This is a genomic window from Xanthobacter sp. (genome assembly GCF_041911315.1).
GTDB lineage: Bacteria > Pseudomonadota > Alphaproteobacteria > Rhizobiales > Xanthobacteraceae > Xanthobacter > Xanthobacter aminoxidans.
Genome location: NZ_JAYRPE010000027.1, coordinates 46,952 through 64,969, shown reverse-complemented (window position 1 = coordinate 64,969; position 18,018 = coordinate 46,952). Strand labels below are relative to the sequence as shown.

The 18,018-nt window shown below is 67.8% G+C and carries 14 protein-coding genes; 6 read left to right on the top strand and 8 right to left on the bottom strand.

The annotated features are described in order from the left end of the window. The first annotated feature begins 160 nt into the window (after nt 1–160). On the top strand, nt 161–1,402 hold the full coding sequence (locus ACE3QW_RS10400; RefSeq protein ID WP_374251440.1) for a multicopper oxidase family protein: 1,242 nt from the start codon (nt 161–163) through the stop codon (nt 1,400–1,402). Nucleotides 1,403–1,532: 130 nt separating this feature from the next. Here the strand turns inward: ACE3QW_RS10400 and ACE3QW_RS10395 are convergent, their stop codons facing one another. Continuing rightward, nucleotides 1,533–2,996, bottom strand: coding sequence for an NAD(P)H-hydrate dehydratase (locus ACE3QW_RS10395; RefSeq protein WP_374251439.1), 1,464 nt, complete (start codon nt 2,994–2,996; stop codon nt 1,533–1,535). 249 nt (nt 2,997–3,245) lie between these two features. Here ACE3QW_RS10395 and ACE3QW_RS10390 point away from each other — a divergent pair, with 249 nt between their 5' ends. Together ACE3QW_RS10390 and glnA are read left to right on the top strand one after the other, a co-directional pair. Then, a complete protein-coding gene (locus ACE3QW_RS10390; protein WP_012115561.1) occupies nt 3,246–3,584 on the top strand; it encodes a P-II family nitrogen regulator in 339 nt (112 codons plus the stop codon). Nucleotides 3,585–3,645: 61 nt separating this feature from the next. Further along, nucleotides 3,646–5,061, top strand: a complete 1,416-nt coding sequence (glnA, locus tag ACE3QW_RS10385; RefSeq protein WP_024278715.1) for a type I glutamate--ammonia ligase — start codon at nt 3,646–3,648, stop codon at nt 5,059–5,061. Between the two features lie 78 nt (nt 5,062–5,139). On the opposite strand, the gene ACE3QW_RS10380 is transcribed toward glnA, so the two are convergent. Next, the gene (locus tag ACE3QW_RS10380) at nt 5,140–5,991 is read right to left on the bottom strand and encodes an RNA methyltransferase (protein WP_374251438.1); all 852 of its coding nucleotides are present in this window, start codon (nt 5,989–5,991) and stop codon (nt 5,140–5,142) included. 265 nt (nt 5,992–6,256) lie between these two features. Here ACE3QW_RS10380 and ACE3QW_RS10375 point away from each other — a divergent pair, with 265 nt between their 5' ends. Further along, nucleotides 6,257–7,471, top strand: a complete 1,215-nt coding sequence (locus tag ACE3QW_RS10375) for an NADP-dependent isocitrate dehydrogenase (protein ID WP_029558814.1) — start codon at nt 6,257–6,259, stop codon at nt 7,469–7,471. A gap of 90 nt (nt 7,472–7,561) precedes the next feature. Here the strand turns inward: ACE3QW_RS10375 and ACE3QW_RS10370 are convergent, their stop codons facing one another. The 6 genes from ACE3QW_RS10370 to ACE3QW_RS10345 all read right to left on the bottom strand — a co-directional run bounded on the left by ACE3QW_RS10370 (nt 7,562) and on the right by ACE3QW_RS10345 (nt 16,493). Next, nucleotides 7,562–8,725: a cyclic nucleotide-gated ion channel gene (locus ACE3QW_RS10370; protein ID WP_081837746.1), complete on the bottom strand. Its 1,164-nt coding sequence runs from the start codon at nt 8,723–8,725 to the stop codon at nt 7,562–7,564. A 7-nt stretch (nt 8,726–8,732) separates the two neighbouring features. Then, nucleotides 8,733–10,475 carry a cation:proton antiporter gene (locus tag ACE3QW_RS10365; RefSeq protein ID WP_374251437.1) on the bottom strand — a complete coding sequence of 581 codons (1,743 nt, stop codon included), beginning with the start codon at nt 10,473–10,475 and terminating at the stop codon, nt 8,733–8,735. Nucleotides 10,476–10,682: 207 nt separating this feature from the next. After that, the gene (gene alaS, locus ACE3QW_RS10360) at nt 10,683–13,334 is read right to left on the bottom strand and encodes an alanine--tRNA ligase (protein ID WP_374251436.1); all 2,652 of its coding nucleotides are present in this window, start codon (nt 13,332–13,334) and stop codon (nt 10,683–10,685) included. A gap of 264 nt (nt 13,335–13,598) precedes the next feature. Further along, nucleotides 13,599–14,684 carry a recombinase RecA gene (recA, locus tag ACE3QW_RS10355; RefSeq protein ID WP_029558818.1) on the bottom strand — a complete coding sequence of 362 codons (1,086 nt, stop codon included), beginning with the start codon at nt 14,682–14,684 and terminating at the stop codon, nt 13,599–13,601. 278 nt (nt 14,685–14,962) lie between these two features. Continuing rightward, complete coding sequence (locus tag ACE3QW_RS10350) at nt 14,963–15,769, bottom strand: SDR family NAD(P)-dependent oxidoreductase (RefSeq protein WP_374251435.1); 807 nt, start codon at nt 15,767–15,769, stop codon at nt 14,963–14,965. 16 nt (nt 15,770–15,785) lie between these two features. Further along, nucleotides 15,786–16,493 (bottom strand): glutathione S-transferase family protein, encoded by a 708-nt coding sequence (locus tag ACE3QW_RS10345; RefSeq protein ID WP_374251459.1) that lies wholly within the window; start codon nt 16,491–16,493, stop codon nt 15,786–15,788. 162 nt (nt 16,494–16,655) lie between these two features. On the opposite strand from ACE3QW_RS10345, the gene ACE3QW_RS10340 reads away from it, so the two are divergent. Next, nucleotides 16,656–17,354 carry a glutathione binding-like protein gene (locus ACE3QW_RS10340; protein ID WP_374251434.1) on the top strand — a complete coding sequence of 233 codons (699 nt, stop codon included), beginning with the start codon at nt 16,656–16,658 and terminating at the stop codon, nt 17,352–17,354. A gap of 66 nt (nt 17,355–17,420) precedes the next feature. Then, the gene (locus ACE3QW_RS10335) at nt 17,421–18,008 is read left to right on the top strand and encodes a TetR/AcrR family transcriptional regulator (protein ID WP_374251433.1); all 588 of its coding nucleotides are present in this window, start codon (nt 17,421–17,423) and stop codon (nt 18,006–18,008) included. Nucleotides 18,009–18,018 lie beyond the last annotated feature (10 nt).

Below are 18,018 nucleotides of genomic sequence, written 5' to 3'. Positions count from 1 at the left end.
AGATTGAGAGCTGCCAAGCTCCCGCTCGCAGACGCGATCAACGCACGCGTGGCGCCGACGGCGCGGTCCGTGCCGCGGCGCTGGGGAGAGCGCGAGCAAAGCCGCTTGCCCTTTTTCCGGCCGCGTAACATGGTCCACCCACCCCGCCAGGAGATGCAGCGTGAGCCCGTCGATTCCCTCTCGTCGCAACGTTCTCAAGGGGGCTGCGGCCCTGTCGTTCGCCGGCGCTGCCGGTGCCCTGTTGCCGGACTGGGCGTTGGCGCAGGGCCAGGGCGCTAGCCCCGTGGCGCTCGCGGCCGCGGAAGGCAGCCGGCCGGAGATCGCCGGTCAGGGCAACCTTGCGCTCTTCAACGATTCTCTGCCGGGCCCTGTCCTTCGCGTGACGAAGGGGAGCGAGCTTCAAGTCCAGTTCGCCAATGCGCTCAAGGAGAGCGTGGCCCTCACGTGGCAGGGCGTACGGATGCCGGCGGATGCCGCGACCGCCGCCTCCGCTGCCGTCGCGGGCGGGCAGAACAAGCTCATCCGGCTCGCGCCCAAGGATGCCGGCACCTTCTGGTACCACGCGACATCCCCGGCCCTCGCCCGCCGCGCGCTCTCCGGCGCGCTCATCGTGGCCGAGCCCGGAACCCCGGCCTACGCTTCGGACAATCTCCTGTTCATCCAGTCGTTTCCGCCCGAGAGCGGGGTGCCGATCTTCCCGGTGAACGGCGAGTTCTCGCCGACCTTTCAGGGCCCGGCCAGCGGCCGCAGCCGGCTGCGGCTCGTGAATGCCACACCCCTGTTCCTGCGCCTGCGCCTGAAGGGCCCGGCGGCCTACGCCATCGCCATCGACGGGCAGCCGGTCGCCCAGCCTTTCGAATTGAAGGATGGCCGCCTCCAGATGCCGCCGGGCGGGCGGATGGATGTCGCCGCCACCATCGACGACGCGGATGCCACCATCATTGAGGTCGAGACCGCCCAGGAGCCGATCCGGCTCGCAGTGGTCACGCCCGTCGGCCCCGCCGGCCCGATGCCGTCCGGCCCGCCCGCGCCGCTCCCGGCAAACGATTTGCCGGCTGATATTCCCCTCAAGGACGCCGTTCGCGTGGAACTGCCCATCGGGGGGAAGAGCGGCGCCCCTGCCTCGCTCGGCACCGTGAAGTCAGGCAAGGCAATGGTTCTGACCCTGGCCAACAGCCTCGACGCTCCGGTTTCGGTCTATGTCGCCGGCCATGCGGTGCGGCTGCTTGATAGCCTCGACGATGGCTGGAAGCCGTGGTGGCACGACACAGTTCCTGTGCCGGCTAAAGCGACAGTAAGGGTGGCCCTTCTGGCCCAGGCGACCGGGACATGGAGCGTCACGGCGCAGCGGGGCGGCGATGGCGAGGTGGTCGCCTCGGCCACCTATCAGGTCACGGCCTGACCGGTTTTCACTGTCGAATCACAGATCTATCCCGCCGGGACCACCCGGCGGCCGGGCGCATGCGCTCCGCCGCGGCACGCGAGGTTGTCACGGGCCAGACAAGGCGTTAGCTCCGATTCGTTTTCGGACGTCAAGTTTTTTCGATGGCGGCATATAGCCGGCTATAGACCCCACGCAGCCCCTCGGGCAGATCGTCTGCGATGAGCCCCGGCCCCGCCTCACGGGCGGCCTCTCCGTGAAGCCACACGGCAGCGCACGCCGCCTCGAAGGGCGGCATGCCCTGCGCCAGCAGGCCGCCTGCGATGCCGGCCAGCACATCGCCTGCCCCGGCTGTCGCCAGATAGGCCGGCGCGTTCTCCGCGATGGCGGCACGGCCGTCGGGATGGGCGATCACCGTGTCGGCGCCTTTCAGCACCACCACGGCCCCGAGCCTGCGCGCGGCGGCACGGGTGCGGGCGAGCTTGGAGGATGCCTCCAGCACCTCCTCGTCGCCACGGAACATGCGGGCGAACTCCCCCTCGTGCGGCGTGACGATGAGGCCATCGCTGCACGCGGCCACCTCCGCCAGCGCCCAGGGCACGCCCTCGTAGCTGGTCAAGGCATCGGCATCGAGCACCAGGCGCCGCCCCGGGGCGGCCACGTCGATCTTGGCCCGCGTGTGCTCCCCACCGCCGAGGCCCGGCCCGAGCACCACCGTGTTCAAGCGCCGGTCGGCCAGCAGCTCCGCCAACTCCCCTGCGCCGTCCACGGGGCGGGGCATGATGGCGGCATAGGAAGCCGCCTGCAGCGGCAGGGCATCCCGCGGCAGGGCGATGGTGACGAGCCCGGCGCCAGCCCGCAGCGCCCCGCGGGCGGAGAGGCGGGCGGCGCCGGAGGTCCAGGCCGCTCCGCTCACCACGACGGCGTGGCCGCGGGAATATTTGTGCCCGCCGGCAGTGGGAACGGGGAAGGCGTCGCGCCAGAGGGCCGGCATGTCGACGAACGTCTGCGGGCGAATCGTGTCCAGCGCCTCGTCGGGAATGCCGATGTCGGCCACCCGCACCCGGCCGCACAGGCTGCGCCCCGGCTCCAGCAGATGCCCCGGCTTGCGCCGGAAGAATGTGACCGTCTCCACCGCCTGCGCCGCTGCGCCGCGCACCTTGCCGGTGGCGCCATCGAGGCCCGATGGCAGGTCCACGGCGACGATGGGCTTGCCGGACTGCGCCATGCGCTCCACCAGCGCCCGCGCCGCGCCATCGAGGTCGCGGGCGAGGCCGGCGCCGAACAGGGCATCCACGATGACGCCCGCCTCGTCGAGATCGACGGCGGCCGGCTCCTCCACCGCGCCGCGCCAGCGCTCGGCGGCCCGGCGCGCGTCGCCGGTGAGCTTGTCGCGGTCCCCCAGCAGGGCGAGGCGCACCTTGAAGCCCCGCTGCGCCAGCACCCGCGCGGCGACGAATCCGTCGCCGCCGTTGTTCCCCGGCCCGCAGAGGACGAGGATGCGCGTGGGATAGGGGTAGCGCGCAACCGCATCGGCCACGGCGGTGCCGGCGCGGTCCATCAGCGCCATGGACGGCGTGCCCATTTCGACGGCGAACTTGTCCGCGCGCGCCATTTCGTGTGGATCAAGCAGTGCGTACACCGATGCCCCCGTCCTCAGATGCTCAGATCATGCTCACGTCGGCGAACTGAAAACCCGCAGATAGGCCCAATATTTCATCACATCGACTAAGAAATATGCACATCATCCGACCAACGCTGCCTGTCTTCTGCATGGGCAAATGACGCAAGGCATGGCACATATCATGCTTACAAATGGCGTCTCGACCGTACGGCGGCGGATCGGGTCAGGGAGACGGAGCGGATGAAGAAGATCGAGGCAATCATCAAGCCCTTCAAGCTCGATGAGGTGAAGGAAGCCCTCCAGGACGTCGGCCTGCAAGGCATTACCGTTACGGAGGCCAAGGGATTCGGCCGCCAGAAGGGCCATACGGAGCTCTACCGCGGTGCCGAATATGTGGTCGATTTCCTGCCTAAGGTGAAAATCGAGGTTGTCCTCTCCGACGATATGGTAGATCGAGCCGTCGATGCCATTCGCCGCGCGGCCCAGACCGGGCGGATCGGAGACGGGAAGATCTTCGTGTCGTCCATCGAAGAGGCGATCCGTATCCGGACCGGCGAATCCGGCCTCGACGCGATCTGACGCGTCCAAAACAAACCGTCCAAGAAACGAACTGCAGGCCAGCAGAAAGGTAGCAATCCCCATGACGACCAAGACGGCCAAGGACGTCCTCGACCTCATCAAGAGCGAGGACGTGAAATATGTCGACCTGCGCTTCACCGATCCGCGCGGCAAGTGGCAGCATGTCACGTTCGACATCAGCATGGTCGACGAGGAATTCCTGACCGAAGGCACCGCCTTCGACGGTTCGTCCATCGCCGGCTGGAAGGCCATCAACGAGTCCGACATGCTGCTCATGCCGGATCCGACGACCACCTGCATCGACCCCTTCTTCTCGGAGACCACGCTCTCCATCGTCTGCGACGTGCTGGAGCCCACCACGGGCCAGCCCTACGGCCGCGACCCCCGCTCCATCGCCCGGAAGGCCGAGGCCTATGCCAAGTCCACCGGCGTGGGCGACGCGGTGTATTTCGGCCCCGAGGCCGAGTTCTTCATCTTCGACGACGTGCGCTTCAAGGCGGACCCGTACAACACCGGCTTCAAGCTCGACTCCATCGAGCTGCCGACGAACGGCGACACCGAGTATGAAGGCGGCAACCTCGGCCACCGCGTGAAGACCAAGGGCGGCTACTTCCCCGTGCCCCCCATCGACTCGGCGCAGGACATGCGCTCCGAGATGCTGGCCGCCATGGCCAAGATGGGCGCCAAGGTGGAGAAGCACCACCACGAGGTGGCCTCCGCCCAGCACGAGCTCGGCCTCAAGTTCGGCTCGCTCGTGACGATGGCCGACCACCTGCAGGTCTACAAGTACTGCATCCACCAGGTGGCCAACATCTACGGCAAGACGGCGACCTTCATGCCGAAGCCGGTGTTCGGCGACAACGGCTCGGGCATGCACGTGCACCAGTCGATCTGGAAGGAGGGCAAGCCCCTCTTCGCCGGCGACAAGTATGCCGACCTCTCCGAGTACTGCCTGTGGTACATCGGCGGCATCATCAAGCACGCCAAGTCGCTGAACGCCTTCACCAACCCGCTGACCAACTCCTACAAGCGTCTGGTCCCGGGCTATGAGGCCCCCGTGCTGCTCGCCTATTCGGCGCGCAACCGTTCGGCGTCCTGCCGCATCCCCTACACCAACAACCCGAAGGCCAAGCGCGTCGAGGTTCGCTTCCCCGATCCCGGCGCGAACCCCTACCTCGCCTTCGCGGCCCTGTTCATGGCGGGCATGGACGGCATCCTGAACCGGATCGACCCCGGCCAGGCCATGGACAAGGATCTCTACGACCTGCCCCCGGCCGAGCTGAAGCAGATCCCCACCGTCTGCGGCTCGCTCCGCGAGGCGCTCGCCTCCCTCGAGGCGGATCACGAGTACCTGCTGAAGGGCGACGTGTTCCAGAAGGACTTCATCGAGTCCTACATCGACCTGAAGATGGCCGAGGTGATGCGCTTCGAGATGACGCCGCACCCGGTCGAGTTCGAGATGTACTACTCGGTCTGATCGACCTTCCTCCCAAAGCAGAACGGGCGCCCTTCGGGGCGCCCGTTTTCGTTTGTGGTGTCTGTGCTTAAGCGGGGCTCAGCCGGCCTCGCCGCTCCCTGCGGTCCCACTACCGGCCTTGCGGGCGGCGGCGCGGGCGTTGTTCTCGGCCTTGCGCGCCTCGCGCCCTTCCCTGCCCTCCTCCAGCGCCGTCACCGCGCCATGCAGGGTGGCGAGGTCCTGCCGGGTGAGACCCAGCCGGTGGAAGATGTTGCGCAGGTTGCGGATGGTGGAGGGCGCCTTCTCCGGCGAGCGGAAGAAGCCGGAGGTCTGGAGCGCCGTCTCCAGATGGTCGAAGAAGGCGAAGAGATCGCCCTTGTCGGCCAGCGGCGAGCGATCCGGTGGGGCGAACGGCAGGGCGCCGCCGCTTTCCGCCTTCGACCATTCATATCCCGCCACCGCCACGCAGGTGGCGAGGTTCAGCGAGGCGAACGCCGGGTTCACCGGAAGGGTGAGGATGGCATCGCACAAAGATACCTCCTCCGTGTAGAGGCCGGTGCGCTCACGGCCGAACACCAGCGCCACCTCCTCGCCGGCGGCCATGCGGCTGCGGGCCTCGGCCACGGCTTCATCCGCTCCGAGCACCCGCTTCGCCATGCCACGCTCGCGGGCGGTGGTGGCGAAGGCGAACTTCACGTCATGCAGCGCCGCGCGCAGGTCCGGGAAGAGCTGCGCCTCGTCGAGGATGCGGTCGGCTCCGGCGGCGAAGGTGCGCGCCCGGTCGTTGGGCCAGCCCTGGCGGGGGTTCACGATGCGCAGGCGCGACAGGCCGAAATTGCCCATGGCGCGCGCCGCCGAGCCGATGTTGTCCCCAAGTTGCGGCTCCACCAGGATGATGAGCGGCCCCCCCGCCGTCCACGGCTTGGTGCTGTCGGTACCCGAACCCGGCATGTGGTCTCCTTGTCCGCGCCTTGGTCGCATACGGCGCCCGGACGTGTCGATACCCGGACGAAAGACGGGCCAGGAGATGCCGATGGCCCGACCGCCGGAGCGGGCGGGCGTGGGAAACGATCTCACGGCATTAGCCGGGTTTCCGTCTTGCGCCGCACTGCACCGGTGCTATAGCGGCCCGTGCCGGAGGCCGGTGGCGCCGCAACGCCGCCATCGCCTCCCCCGATTTACCAAGGCTCATTGAGCAGTCGCGAAAGGCCGTCCCATGGCGAAGATCAAGGTGGCAAATCCGGTCGTCGAGCTCGACGGCGACGAGATGACCCGGATCATCTGGCAGTACATCAAGGACAAGCTGATCCACCCCTATCTCGACCTCGACCTCGAGTATTACGACCTTTCCGTCGAGAACCGCGACGCCACCAACGATCAGGTCACGATCGCCGCCGCCGAGGCCATCAAGAAGCACGGCGTGGGCGTGAAGTGCGCCACCATCACGCCGGACGAGGCCCGCGTGAAGGAATTCAACCTCAAGGAAATGTGGAAGTCGCCCAACGGCACCATCCGCAACATCCTCGGCGGCGTGATCTTCCGCGAGCCCATCATCTGCAAGAACGTGCCGCGCCTGGTGCCGGGCTGGACCCAGCCCATCGTCGTCGGCCGTCACGCCTTCGGCGACCAGTATCGCGCCACCGACTTCAAGGTGCCCGGCAAGGGCAAGCTGACCATCTCCTTCGTGGGCGAGGACGGCACGAAGATCGAGAAGGAAGTCTACAGCTTCCCCGGCGCCGGCGTGGCCATGGCCATGTACAACCTGGATGAGTCGATCCGCGAGTTCGCCCGCGCCTCGCTCAACTACGGCCTGCTGCGCAACTATCCCGTCTACCTCTCCACCAAGAACACGATCCTCAAGGCCTATGACGGCCGCTTCAAGGATATCTTCCAGGAAGTCTACGAGGCCGAGTTCAAGGCGGAGTTCGAGAAGCGCGGCCTCACCTACGAGCACCGCCTCATCGACGACATGGTGGCCTCGGCCCTCAAGTGGTCCGGCGGCTATGTGTGGGCCTGCAAGAACTATGACGGCGACGTGCAGTCCGACATCGTGGCCCAGGGCTTCGGCTCGCTCGGCCTGATGACCTCCGTGCTGATGACGCCCGATGGCAAGACGGTGGAGGCGGAAGCCGCCCACGGCACCGTCACCCGCCACTATCGCGAGCACCAGAAGGGCAAGGAGACCTCCACCAACTCCATCGCCTCCATCTTCGCCTGGACCCGGGGCCTTGCCCATCGCGCCAAGCTCGACGGCAACGAGGACCTCGCCAAGTTCGCCGCGACGCTGGAGAAGGTGTGCGTGGACACGGTCGAGGCCGGCGACATGACCAAGGACCTCGCGCTCCTCGTCGGCGCCGACCAGAAGTGGCTCTCCACCACCGGCTTCCTCGACAAGGTGTCGGAGAACCTCACCAAGGCCATGGCGGCCTGAGGCAGACGACATTTGGCGGCAGCCCAGGCTGCCGCCGCAATCCCGAAGGGGTCGCCACGCGCGGCCCCTTTTCTTTTTAGCGGGAAGGCGTCAGGCGGCGGGGGCGTCGGTCTCGGGCTTCACGTCCGGATGCAGTTCCGAGAGCCGGCCGATCACGTCAGGATGGCGCAAGGCGAGCATGTACAGCTCGTTCTCCTCGATGGAGAGGATCTTGGTCTTCGCCACTGCCCGCACCGTCGCCGGATCGGGCTTCGTGTGACCGGGCAGGAGCCCGAACACCTCGCCCGGCCCCAGAGAGCGGATACCGTCGGGGCTTTCCATCTCCACCCTGCCCTCCAGCACCACGAACAGGTGCGCCGCTTCCTCGCCGCGCCGCACCACATGGTGGCCGCGGTCGTAACTGCGGGAATGCAGAACGGGCAGGATGTCGCCCAGCACGGGCGCATCGAGATCGGAAAAGGGCGGCAGCCGCGCGATCATGGAGAAGGTGACGACGAAATTGTGCTTCGAGATCACCTCGGCAAAGGAGCCGGCGATGATGGCGATGGGCAGTGCAAGCATCATCAGGCCGGAGATCATGGTGAGGCCGCCGATGACACGGCCGAGATTGGTCACCGGCACCACGTCGCCATACCCCACCGTGGTGAGGGTGGTGATGGACCACCACATGGCCAGCGGGATGGACCCGAACTTGTCCGGCTGCACATTCCGCTCAGTCAGGTACATGGCGGTCGCCGACATCAGCACGCCCGAGCACAGGATGATGAGGCAGGAGAGCAGCGCGTAGCGCTCGCGCCTGATGGCGAGATAGAGCGCGTTGAAGCCGGAGGAATAGCGCGCCAGCTTGAGGAAGCGCACGAGGCGCAGCACCAGCAGGGCGTGGGGATCAAAATCGGTGGCCAGCGCCACGAACCACGGCAGGATGGCGATGAGGTCGATCAGCGCCGGCACGGTCAGCATGTAGCTGAGCCGCGCGCGCGTATTCGACATGCCGCGCCGGAGCGGGTGTTCCGGTGCCACCCACAGCCGGAACCCGTATTCCACCGTGAAGATCAGCAGCCCGCAGAACTCGCCGACCCTGAACCACCACGCATCGCGAATTTCCAGGGATTGCACGGTTGCCAGCACCGCGCCCGTCACCGACAGCAGCACCGTTCCGATCAGGAAATAATGGACGAAATCCGCTGTCCGGTCGCCGGGAAGGTCTCGCTCCAGGATGTCGAACACACGTCGCCGGGCCGATTGCTCCTTCATCTCGTCCTCAAATCCCCTGCCCGCCTTGGCTTCGCGCGCGACCGAGTGCTGTCTCGATGCGGGCCCGGGCGCGCTCGGTGCGCGCCACCACCACCTCGTCCGGCAGACCGAGCTGCGTCAAGAGGCGGGCGGCGAGTTGCAGGCTTGCTTCCTGCGCCTCCGGTATCACGCCCGCCACCCCGAGCGCCGACAGCCGGTGGGCATGCTCGGTATCCTTGGCACGGGCGATGATCGCAGCCGTTGGCCAGTGCTGGCGCACGGCGCTCGCCATGCGTTCGGCCGCATTGGGCGCATCGAGTGTCACCACGAACACGGTCGCCCGCTCCGCGCCCAGGCGCGCCAGCATCTCTGCACGGCCGGCATCGCCGAAATAGACCGGCAGGCCGGCGCCCCGCGCCTCGGCCACCCGGCGGGGATCGTTGTCGAGCGCCACATAGGCGACGCCCTCTTCCTCCAGCGCATCCGCCACCATGCGGCCCACCCGCCCGAAGCCACCGATGACCACATGGCCCTCGGCGCTGCTCTGCGCAGGCGCGGCGAGGTTGTCGTTGAGGCGGGCATCCAGCGTCCGCCCCAGCCGCCGGCCCAGCCGCGCGAGGAACGGCGTTGCCGCGAGGCTGAGGCCGACCATGGCGATGAGGACGCCGGCATCGGCCCGCGGCAGCGCCCCGTTCGCCGCCAGGAGCGCCAGCACCACGAGGGCGAATTCCCCCGTCTGCGCCAGCAGCACGGCCGCCTCCGCCGCAGCCGGTGGCGCGACTTTCATCAGGCGGCCGGCGGCATAGGTGAAGACGATTTTCACGGCGAGGATGCAGGCGACACCGCCCAGCACCCAGCCGAGCCGCGGCAGCACCACGGCGAAATCGATGCTCATGCCCACGGTGACGAAGAACACGCCGATGAGTAGGCCCTTGAACGGCTCGAGATCCACCTCGATCTGGTGCCGGTAGGCCGTTTCCGACAGCAGCATCCCGGCGAGGAAGGCCCCGAGCGCGCTGGACAGACCCGCCCGATGGGTGATCGCCGCCGAACCCACCACCACCACCAGCGTGATCGCCATGATGAGGTCGCGCGACCGGGTGGAAGCCGCCGCCGCGACCAGCGGCGCCAGCACGAAGCGCCCTGCCACCAGAATCAGCGCGACGGCGCCCACCGCCTTGACGAGCGCAAGGGCGGCCAGCGTCAGCACGTCCGGCGCATTGCCGGTGAGAAGCTCGGCCGCCAGCAGGATCGGCACCACCATCAGGTCCTGAAACAGCAGGACGGCGATGACGAGCTGGCCGAGCGGGGCAAGGGCGCGATGCTGATCGATGAGCAGCTGGCTCACGACCGCCGTGGACGACAAAGCGAGCGCCGAGCCCAGCACCAGCGCCACACCCGGCGGGTATCCGATGAGCACCGCACCCAGCGCCAACGGGACACCGCAGAACACCACCTGCAGGCAGCCGACGCCGAACACCTCCCGCCGCAGCGCCCACAGGCGCGCGGTGGAGAATTCAAGCCCAAGCAGAAACAGCAGGAAGACGATGCCGAGTTCGCCAAACGGCGCCGCCCGTTCGGGACTGGAAATGGTGACGAAGCGCACCAGCGGCAGTGTATCGGCGAGGTGCCCGAGCCCGTGGGGGCCTAAGAGCGCACCCACCGCGATGAAGCCCACCACGGCACCGATACGGGCGCGGTGGAAGAGCGGCACCAGCACCCCAGCGGCGAGGAGATAGACGAACGCATCCTTGAGGAAGCTGTCGTTCAATGCCCCGCCACTCCGCTACCGTTCGCCCGCGCCCCTTCCCTGTGTGGCAAGAATGACTGACGCTGCGCAAGGGGCCTGGATCAAATCAGCCCCCAATACGTCGGAGAACGGTCTCTGAACCCGGACCTTGCCTGACCAGGCTCGGCCCATCAGCGATCCTGTCCTTTGACGCCGCGGTACGGCGGGGCGGCGAACCGCCCCGGCCGTTCAGCCCGCGAGGGCCGCCTCGATGGCGGAGAGGGCCGCGTCCGCCTTGTCGCCGTCGGGTCCGCCGGCCTGGGCCATGTCGGGCCGGCCACCGCCGCCCTTGCCGCCCAGCGCCTCCGCGCCCCGTCGCACCAGCGCGACGGCATCCACGCGGGCGGTGAGGTCGGCGGTGACGCCCACTACGATGCCGGCCTTGCCGTCGGACGTGACGCCGACGATGGCCACCACGCCGGAGCCGATCTGCTTCTTGCCCTCGTCCACGAGGCCCTTGAGATCCTTGATCTCGATGCCTTCCACCTGCCGCGCCAGGAGCTTGATATCGCCGACCGTGCGCACGGCGTCGGCCGCGCCCTGGTTGCCACCCATGGCGAGCTTCTTGCGGGTCTCAGCCAGCTCGCGCTCCAGCTTGCGCCGCTCCTCCACCAGCGCGGCGACACGCGCCTCGACCTCCGCCACCGGCGCCTTGAGCGCGGAGGCGGTGGCGATGAGCGCGGCGTTGGCGCCGTTGAGATGCTTGCGGGCCGAGCGGGCGGTAAGCGCCTCGATGCGGCGGACGCCGGACGCCACTGCGCCCTCGGAAACCACCGAGATGAGGCCGATGTCGCCGGTGCGCTTCACATGGGTGCCGCCGCACAGCTCCACCGAATAGGGCGCGCCGTTGCCGTCGTCGGTGCCCATGGAGACGACACGCACCTCATCGCCATACTTCTCGCCGAACAGCGCGCGGGCGCCGGACTTGATGGCGTCGTCCACCGCGAGGATGCGGGTCTCCACCGGCTCGTTGCGCAGCACGAAGCGGTTGGCGATCTCCTCCACTTCCGCCACCTCGGCCTCGCTGAGGGGCTTGGGGTGGGAGAAATCGAAGCGCAGGCGGTCGGGGGCGACCAGCGAGCCCTTCTGCGCCACATGCTCGCCGAGCACCCGGCGCAGCGCCTCGTGCAGGAGATGGGTGGCGGAATGGTTGGCGCGCACCGCGGCACGGCGGTCGTGATTGACCTCCAGCACGAGGGCGGTGCCGGGCTTGAGCGTGCCGCTCTCGACCTTCACATCGTGCAGGAACAGGTCGCCCAGCTTCTTCTGGGTCGCCCGGACTTCCACCACGATGCCGCCCTCGCCGGTCATGCGGCCGGTGTCGCCCACCTGGCCGCCGGATTCGGCATAGAAGGGGGTCTGGTTGAGCACCACAAGGCCGGTCTCACCGGCATTGAGGGTCGCGACCTCAGCGCCGTCGTGCACGAGCGCAGTGACAACGCCTTCGGCCTTCTCGGTGTCGTAGCCGAGGAAGTCGGTGGCGCCCACCTTGTCGCGAACAGAAAACCACAGCGTGTCGGTCGCCGCCTCGCCGGAGCCGGCCCAGTTGGCACGGGCTTCCGCCTTCTGGCGGGCCATGGCGGCGTCGAACGCGTCGGTGTCGACGCTGATACCGCGGGCGCGCAGCGCGTCCTGGGTCAGATCGAGCGGGAAGCCGTAGGTGTCGTAGAGCTTGAACGCCACCTCACCCGGGAAGCTCGCGCCGGAGACGAGACCCTGGCTCTCTTCCTCGAGGATGGAGAGGCCGCGCTCCAGCGTGCGGCGGAAGCGCGTCTCCTCCAGCAGCAGCGTCTCTTCGGCCAGCGGCTCGGCGCGCACGATCTCGGGATAGGCCCGGCCCATCTCGCGCACCAGGATGGGCACGAGGCGGTGCATCAGCGGGTCCTTGGCGCCGAGCAGCTGCGCGTGGCGCATGGCGCGGCGCATGATGCGGCGCAGGACGTAGCCGCGCCCCTCGTTGGAGGGCAGCACGCCGTCGGCGGTGAGGAAGACCGACGCGCGCAGGTGATCGGCGATCACCCGGTGGCTGGCCTTCTGCGGCCCTTCGGGATCGACGCCGGTGAATTCCGCGACCTCGGCGATGAGGGCGCGCATGAGGTCGGTCTCGTAATTGTCATGCGTGCCCTGCAGCACGGCCGAGATGCGCTCGAGGCCCATGCCGGTGTCGATGGACGGCCGCGGCAGGCCGACGCGCTCGCCACCCGGCAGCTGCTCGTACTGCATGAACACGAGATTCCAGATCTCGATGAAGCGGTCGCCGTCCTGGTCCGCCGAGCCGGGCGGGCCACCGAAGATGTGCGGGCCGTGGTCGAAGAAGATTTCCGAGCAGGGTCCGCACGGGCCGGTGTCGCCCATGGACCAGAAATTATCCGAAGACGCGATGCGGATGATGCGGTCGTCGGACAGGCCAGCGATCTTCTTCCACAGGCCGTAGGCTTCCTCGTCCTCGCTGTAGACGGTGACGAGCAGGCGGTCCTTCGGCAAATCGAAGGTGCGGGTCACGAGGTTCCAGGCGAGCTCGATCGCGCGATCCTTGAAATAGTCGCCGAACGAGAAGTTGCCGAGCATCTCGAAGAAGGTGTGGTGCCGCGCGGTGTAGCCCACATTGTCGAGGTCGTTGTGCTTGCCGCCGGCCCTGACGCACTTCTGCGACGTCGCCGCCCGCGAATAGGGCCGCTTCTCGACGCCGGTGAAGACGTTCTTGAACTGCACCATGCCCGCATTGGTGAACATGAGCGTGGGGTCGTTATGCGGCACGAGGGGCGACGAGGCGACGGCCTCGTGGCCCTCCTTGACGAAGTAGTCGATGAAGCTCGACCGGATCTCGTTGACGCCGCTCATGTGCCGGCACTGTCCCTCGGAGGCCGGGCCTTGCGGCGGCCGGCTCTGGTGATCGCTGCGCGCGCCAGCGCCTCGGGCCGAGCTTGGGGCCATCCCTCGGGTGTCGCGCGGTTCCCTCGACCGATGCGGCCGGCGGAACCGGGTTCGTTTAACGATGGGCCCGCCGCTTGTCCAGAAACGCGAGGGCGCAAGACGAAACGGGCGGAGACCATCCGGCCCCCGCCCGCACCGAAATCCGTCAAGGCGCCGTCCGCGCCCGGCGCATCAGGCGTCAGCGGCGGACCCTTCGGCGTCCTCCTCCGGATCGCCAGCGAGGATCTTCTCGGCGATGAGGCCGGCATTCTGGCGGATGGCGGCCTCGATGCGCCCGGCGATCTCCTGGTTCTGCTTCAGGAAGGTCTTGGCGTTCTCGCGACCCTGCCCCAGGCGCTGGCTGTCGTGGGAGAACCAGGCCCCGGACTTCTCCACCACGCCAGCCTTGACGCCGAGATCGAGCAACTCGCCCGTCTTGGAGACACCCTCGCCATACATGATGTCGAACTCGACCTGCTTGAACGGCGGCGCCAGCTTGTTCTTCACCACCTTCACGCGGGTCTGGTTGCCCACCACCTCGTCGCGTTCCTTGATGGCGCCGATGCGGCGGATGTCGAGGCGGATCGAGGCATAGAACTTCAGCGCGTTGCCACCCGTGGTGGTCTCCGGTGAGCCATACATCACGCCAATCTTCATCCGGATCTGGTTGATGAAGATGACCATGGTGTTGGACTTGGAGATGGAGGCCGTGAGCTTGCGCAGCGCCTGACTCATGAGGCGAGCCTGAAGGCCCGGCTGGTTATCGCCCATCTCGCCGTCGAGCTCGGCCCGGGGGGTGAGGGCCGCCACCGAATCGACCACCAGCACGTCGACGGCACCGGAGCGCACCAGCGTGTCGGCGATCTCCAGCGCCTGCTCGCCGGCGTCGGGCTGGGAGATAAGCAGGTCGTCGAGGTTCACGCCCAGCTTGCGGGCATAGATCGGGTCCAGCGCGTGCTCGGCGTCGATGAAGGCGCAGGTGCCCCCGCGCTTCTGCGATTCGGCGATCGTGTGAAGCGCGAGCGTGGTCTTGCCCGAGGATTCGGGTCCGTAAATCTCCACGACGCGTCCCTTGGGCAGGCCGCCGATGCCCAGTGCGATGTCGAGCCCCAGCGAACCGGTGGGAATGCTCTCAATCTCAAGGGCTTTCCCGCCCTTGCCGAGCCGCATGATGGAGCCCTTGCCGAAATGCCGCTCGATCTGCGAGAGCGCGGCATCCAGCGCCTTGGTCTTGTCCATGGAAGAACCTTCGACGAGTCGGAGTGTCGCCTGAGTCATCGCCGCGCTCCGGTGCGGGTGCAAGGGGAATTAAGAACGTTATGCTTGTACCCTTTTTGTTCTCCGTTCGCAATATGTTCTCATTTGTCCCCGACGTGCGGTGGAAGCGCGATCGCTCTTGTCGCTGGAGCACCATCAGGATTCCGGAATTAAATGTCGCTGACGCCGGGCATTGAAGGACCTCAATGCGCTCATAACCGGAGCAGGTCGGCACCACCGCCGCCCTGTCGGGGATCGACCGGCAGGGCGACGTGGCATCGGCGTGGAGGCGTGAGCGCCTAGAGGGCGGCGTGGTCGCGCACGGCTTCGCCGAGGGCGTCCTTGAGGGTGGCGAAGCGGGCATCGAGGGCGAGCGGGTCGGCGCGGTTGAGCGCGATCATCTGCGCCCGGGCCTCGCCGCCCCGCACCACCTCGAAGGCATCGGCCGCGATGCCGGCCACGACCGCTTCGGCCACCGCCTCGGCAGGCTCGCGGCTGAAGCCGACCTCCGGTCCGGCGCGGCTGCTGCGCATCATCGGCGTGTCGGTGGCGCCGGGATAGACGGTGAGGACGCGCACGCCTTCTCCCGCGAGTTCCCGCCTGAGCGCCTCGTCGAAGCGCGCAAGGCCAGCCTTCGCCGCCGCATAGGTGGCGTAGAACGGCATGCCGATGAGCGCGATGGCGGAGGTGATGTCCACGATCAGTCCCTCCCCGCTCGCCCGCAGCGCCGGCAGCGCGGCGCGGGTGAGGAGGATGGGCGCGATCAGGTCCACTTCGATCATGGCGCGGATGTCGGCCTCGCTCGTCTCCTCCAGCCGGCCGGCGCGTACGCCGCCTGCGTTGTTGATGAGGATGTCGAGCCCGCCCAGAGCCGCCACCGCGCCGTCCAGCATCGTCGTACGGTCCGCAGGATCGGTCACGTCGCCGGGGATGCCGTGGACCTCGGCGCCGGACGCCTTGAGCGCGCCCACCGCCTCCGCCAGCACCTCTGGCCGGCGGCCGGTGAGCACGAGGCGCGCGCCGTCCGCCGCCAAAGCGGTGGCGATGGCGCGGCCGATGCCGCTCGATCCGCCAGTGAGGAGGATTCGCTTTCCCTTGATCTTCATGGCGTTGCCTGCCCCTTCACTCCGCAGCCGGCGGATAGTTGGAGGGGAAGAGCGCCTTGCGCGATTCCTCATCGCCCATGGGCTTGAAGGCGTGATCGGTGCCCACCGCGCGGGCGCGGGCGGCGGCGGGACGGGCGTCGATCTCGGCGAACCAGCGCTTGATGTGCGGGAAGCGCGCCAGGGGATCGTCCTCGCCCTTCAGCACACGCGCCGCGCGAAGGACCCACCCCCAGGCCGACATGTCGGCGATGGTGTAGTCCTTGCCGGTGATGTAGGGGCGGGTGGCGAGCAGGTCGTCGAGCACCTGATAGTGCCGTTCCGCCTCGCGACGGTACCGGTTCACGGCATAGCCGAGCCCCTCGGGCGCGGCGTGCTGGAAGTGCACCGCCTGACCGGAGAACGGCCCGAGGCCGCTGGCGAGGAACAGCAGCCAGGAGAGCAACTCCGGCCGGTCCTTGGGATCACCGCCGAAACGGCCGGTCTTCTCCGCGAGATAGATAAGGATCGCGGTGGAATCGAACACCCGCGCCTCGCCGCCGCCCGGCCCGTCCGTATCGACGATGGCCGGCACCTTGCCGTTGGGATTGATGGCGCGGAACGCCGGCAGGTGCTGCTCGCCCTTGGCGGTGTCGACCGGGACAATCTCGTAGGGAAGGCCCGTCTCTTCCAGGAAGAGCGCGACCTTGGCCGGGTTGGGCGTGGGATGGAAATAGAAGCGGATCAACGGGATCACCCTTCGCTGGCACCGCCGAAGCGGGCACGTTTGCGTTTTAGAACGACTGATATAGAATGCACGCATCGGACACCTGCGCAAGCTGTCCGCATCGCAAAATACTGCCGCATGCCAGATCTCGACGGCGGCACGACATGTCATGGATGATCCCGAATGATCGACCTGCATTATTGGCCGACCCCGAACGGTCACAAGATCACGATGTTTCTCGAAGAAGCGGGCATCGACTACAATATCGTCCCCGTGGACATCAGCGCAGGCGACCAGTTCAAGCTGGATTTTCTGGCCATTGCCCCCAACAACCGTATGCCGGCCATCGTCGATCATGCCCCTGCCGATGGTGGCGCGCCCATCCCGGTGTTCGAATCCGGCGCAATCCTGCTCTATCTCGCGGAGAAGACGGGCCGCTTCATTCCCGCCGACGTGCGCGGGCGCAAGAGCGTGCTGGAATGGCTGTTCTGGCAGGTGGGCGGGCTGGGCCCCATGGCCGGGCAGAACCACCATTTCGTCCAGTACGCGCCGGAGCGCATTCCCTACGCCATGGAGCGCTACGTGAAGGAGACGAACCGTCTCTACGGCGTGCTCAACACGCGCCTCGGCAAGAGCGCGAACGTGGCGAGCGAGGATTATTCCATCGCCGACATGGCCATCTACCCCTGGATCGTGCCGCACCAGCGCCAGCAGCAAGACCTCGACACCTTCCCGCACCTGAAGCGCTGGTTCGAGGCGGTGGCAGCGCGTCCGGCCACCATTGCCGCCTATGCCAAGGGCGAGCCCTTCACCAAGCGCCCGACGGTGACCGAGGAAGGCAAGAAGATCCTCTTCGGCCAGACCGCACGGCAGGCCGGATGACGCCTCGCCCGGCGCGGGTTACGCTGCGCCGGGCGTCGCGGAAAGACGCGGGAAAGACGGGGTATCATGGCGCGGCCGAGGGCGTTCAACGAGGGCGAGGTATTGGACGCGGCGCTGCGCTGTTTCTGGACCCGCGGCTACGAGGCGACCTCCGTGCGCGATCTCGCCTCCTCCATGGGCCTCACCGGCGCCAGCCTCTACAACGCCTTCGGCGACAAGCGCACGCTCTATGAGAAAGCGCTGGAGCGCTACGCCAGCCACAGCATGGCGGAACGCATCCGCCGGCTGGAGGCGCCCGACATAGCCCCGCGCGACGCCATATCCTCCTTCTTCCGGGAGACGCTGGAGCGCGCGCTGGACGACCCCGAGATGAAGGGCTGTTTCGTGGTGAACGCGGCGGTGGAGATGGGGCCGCACGACCCCGAACTGCGCGCCGCCGCGCTCGCCTCCCTCGGCGAGGTGGAGGCCTTCCTCACCCGCCGCATCGAGGCCGGCCGCACGGACGGTACGATCCAGAGCCGGGAGACCGCGCAGGAACTGGCGCGCATGCTCCTCGGCGTCCACCTTGGCCTCCGGGTACTGGCGCGCCTGCGGCCCGGCCGCGAATTGCTGGAAGGGGTGATGAAACCCGCCCTCGCCGCCCTCGATCCGTGAGGACGCGCGC

Excerpts from the sequence above, each read along its gene's own strand:
- ACE3QW_RS10395 (WP_374251439.1), bottom strand. The coding sequence starts at position 2,996 with ATGGCGCGCGCGGACAAGTTCGCCGTCGAAATGGGCACGCCGTCCATG.
- ACE3QW_RS10390 (WP_012115561.1), top strand. The coding sequence starts at position 3,246 with ATGAAGAAGATCGAGGCAATCATCAAGCCCTTCAAGCTCGATGAGGTG.
- glnA (WP_024278715.1), top strand. The coding sequence starts at position 3,646 with ATGACGACCAAGACGGCCAAGGACGTCCTCGACCTCATCAAGAGCGAG.
- ACE3QW_RS10380 (WP_374251438.1), bottom strand. The coding sequence starts at position 5,991 with ATGCCGGGTTCGGGTACCGACAGCACCAAGCCGTGGACGGCGGGGGGG.
- ACE3QW_RS10375 (WP_029558814.1), top strand. The coding sequence starts at position 6,257 with ATGGCGAAGATCAAGGTGGCAAATCCGGTCGTCGAGCTCGACGGCGAC.
- ACE3QW_RS10370 (WP_081837746.1), bottom strand. The coding sequence starts at position 8,725 with ATGAAGGAGCAATCGGCCCGGCGACGTGTGTTCGACATCCTGGAGCGA.
- alaS (WP_374251436.1), bottom strand. The coding sequence starts at position 13,334 with ATGAGCGGCGTCAACGAGATCCGGTCGAGCTTCATCGACTACTTCGTC.
- recA (WP_029558818.1), bottom strand. The coding sequence starts at position 14,684 with ATGACTCAGGCGACACTCCGACTCGTCGAAGGTTCTTCCATGGACAAG.
- ACE3QW_RS10350 (WP_374251435.1), bottom strand. The coding sequence starts at position 15,769 with ATGAAGATCAAGGGAAAGCGAATCCTCCTCACTGGCGGATCGAGCGGC.
- ACE3QW_RS10340 (WP_374251434.1), top strand. The coding sequence starts at position 16,656 with ATGATCGACCTGCATTATTGGCCGACCCCGAACGGTCACAAGATCACG.
- ACE3QW_RS10335 (WP_374251433.1), top strand. The coding sequence starts at position 17,421 with ATGGCGCGGCCGAGGGCGTTCAACGAGGGCGAGGTATTGGACGCGGCG.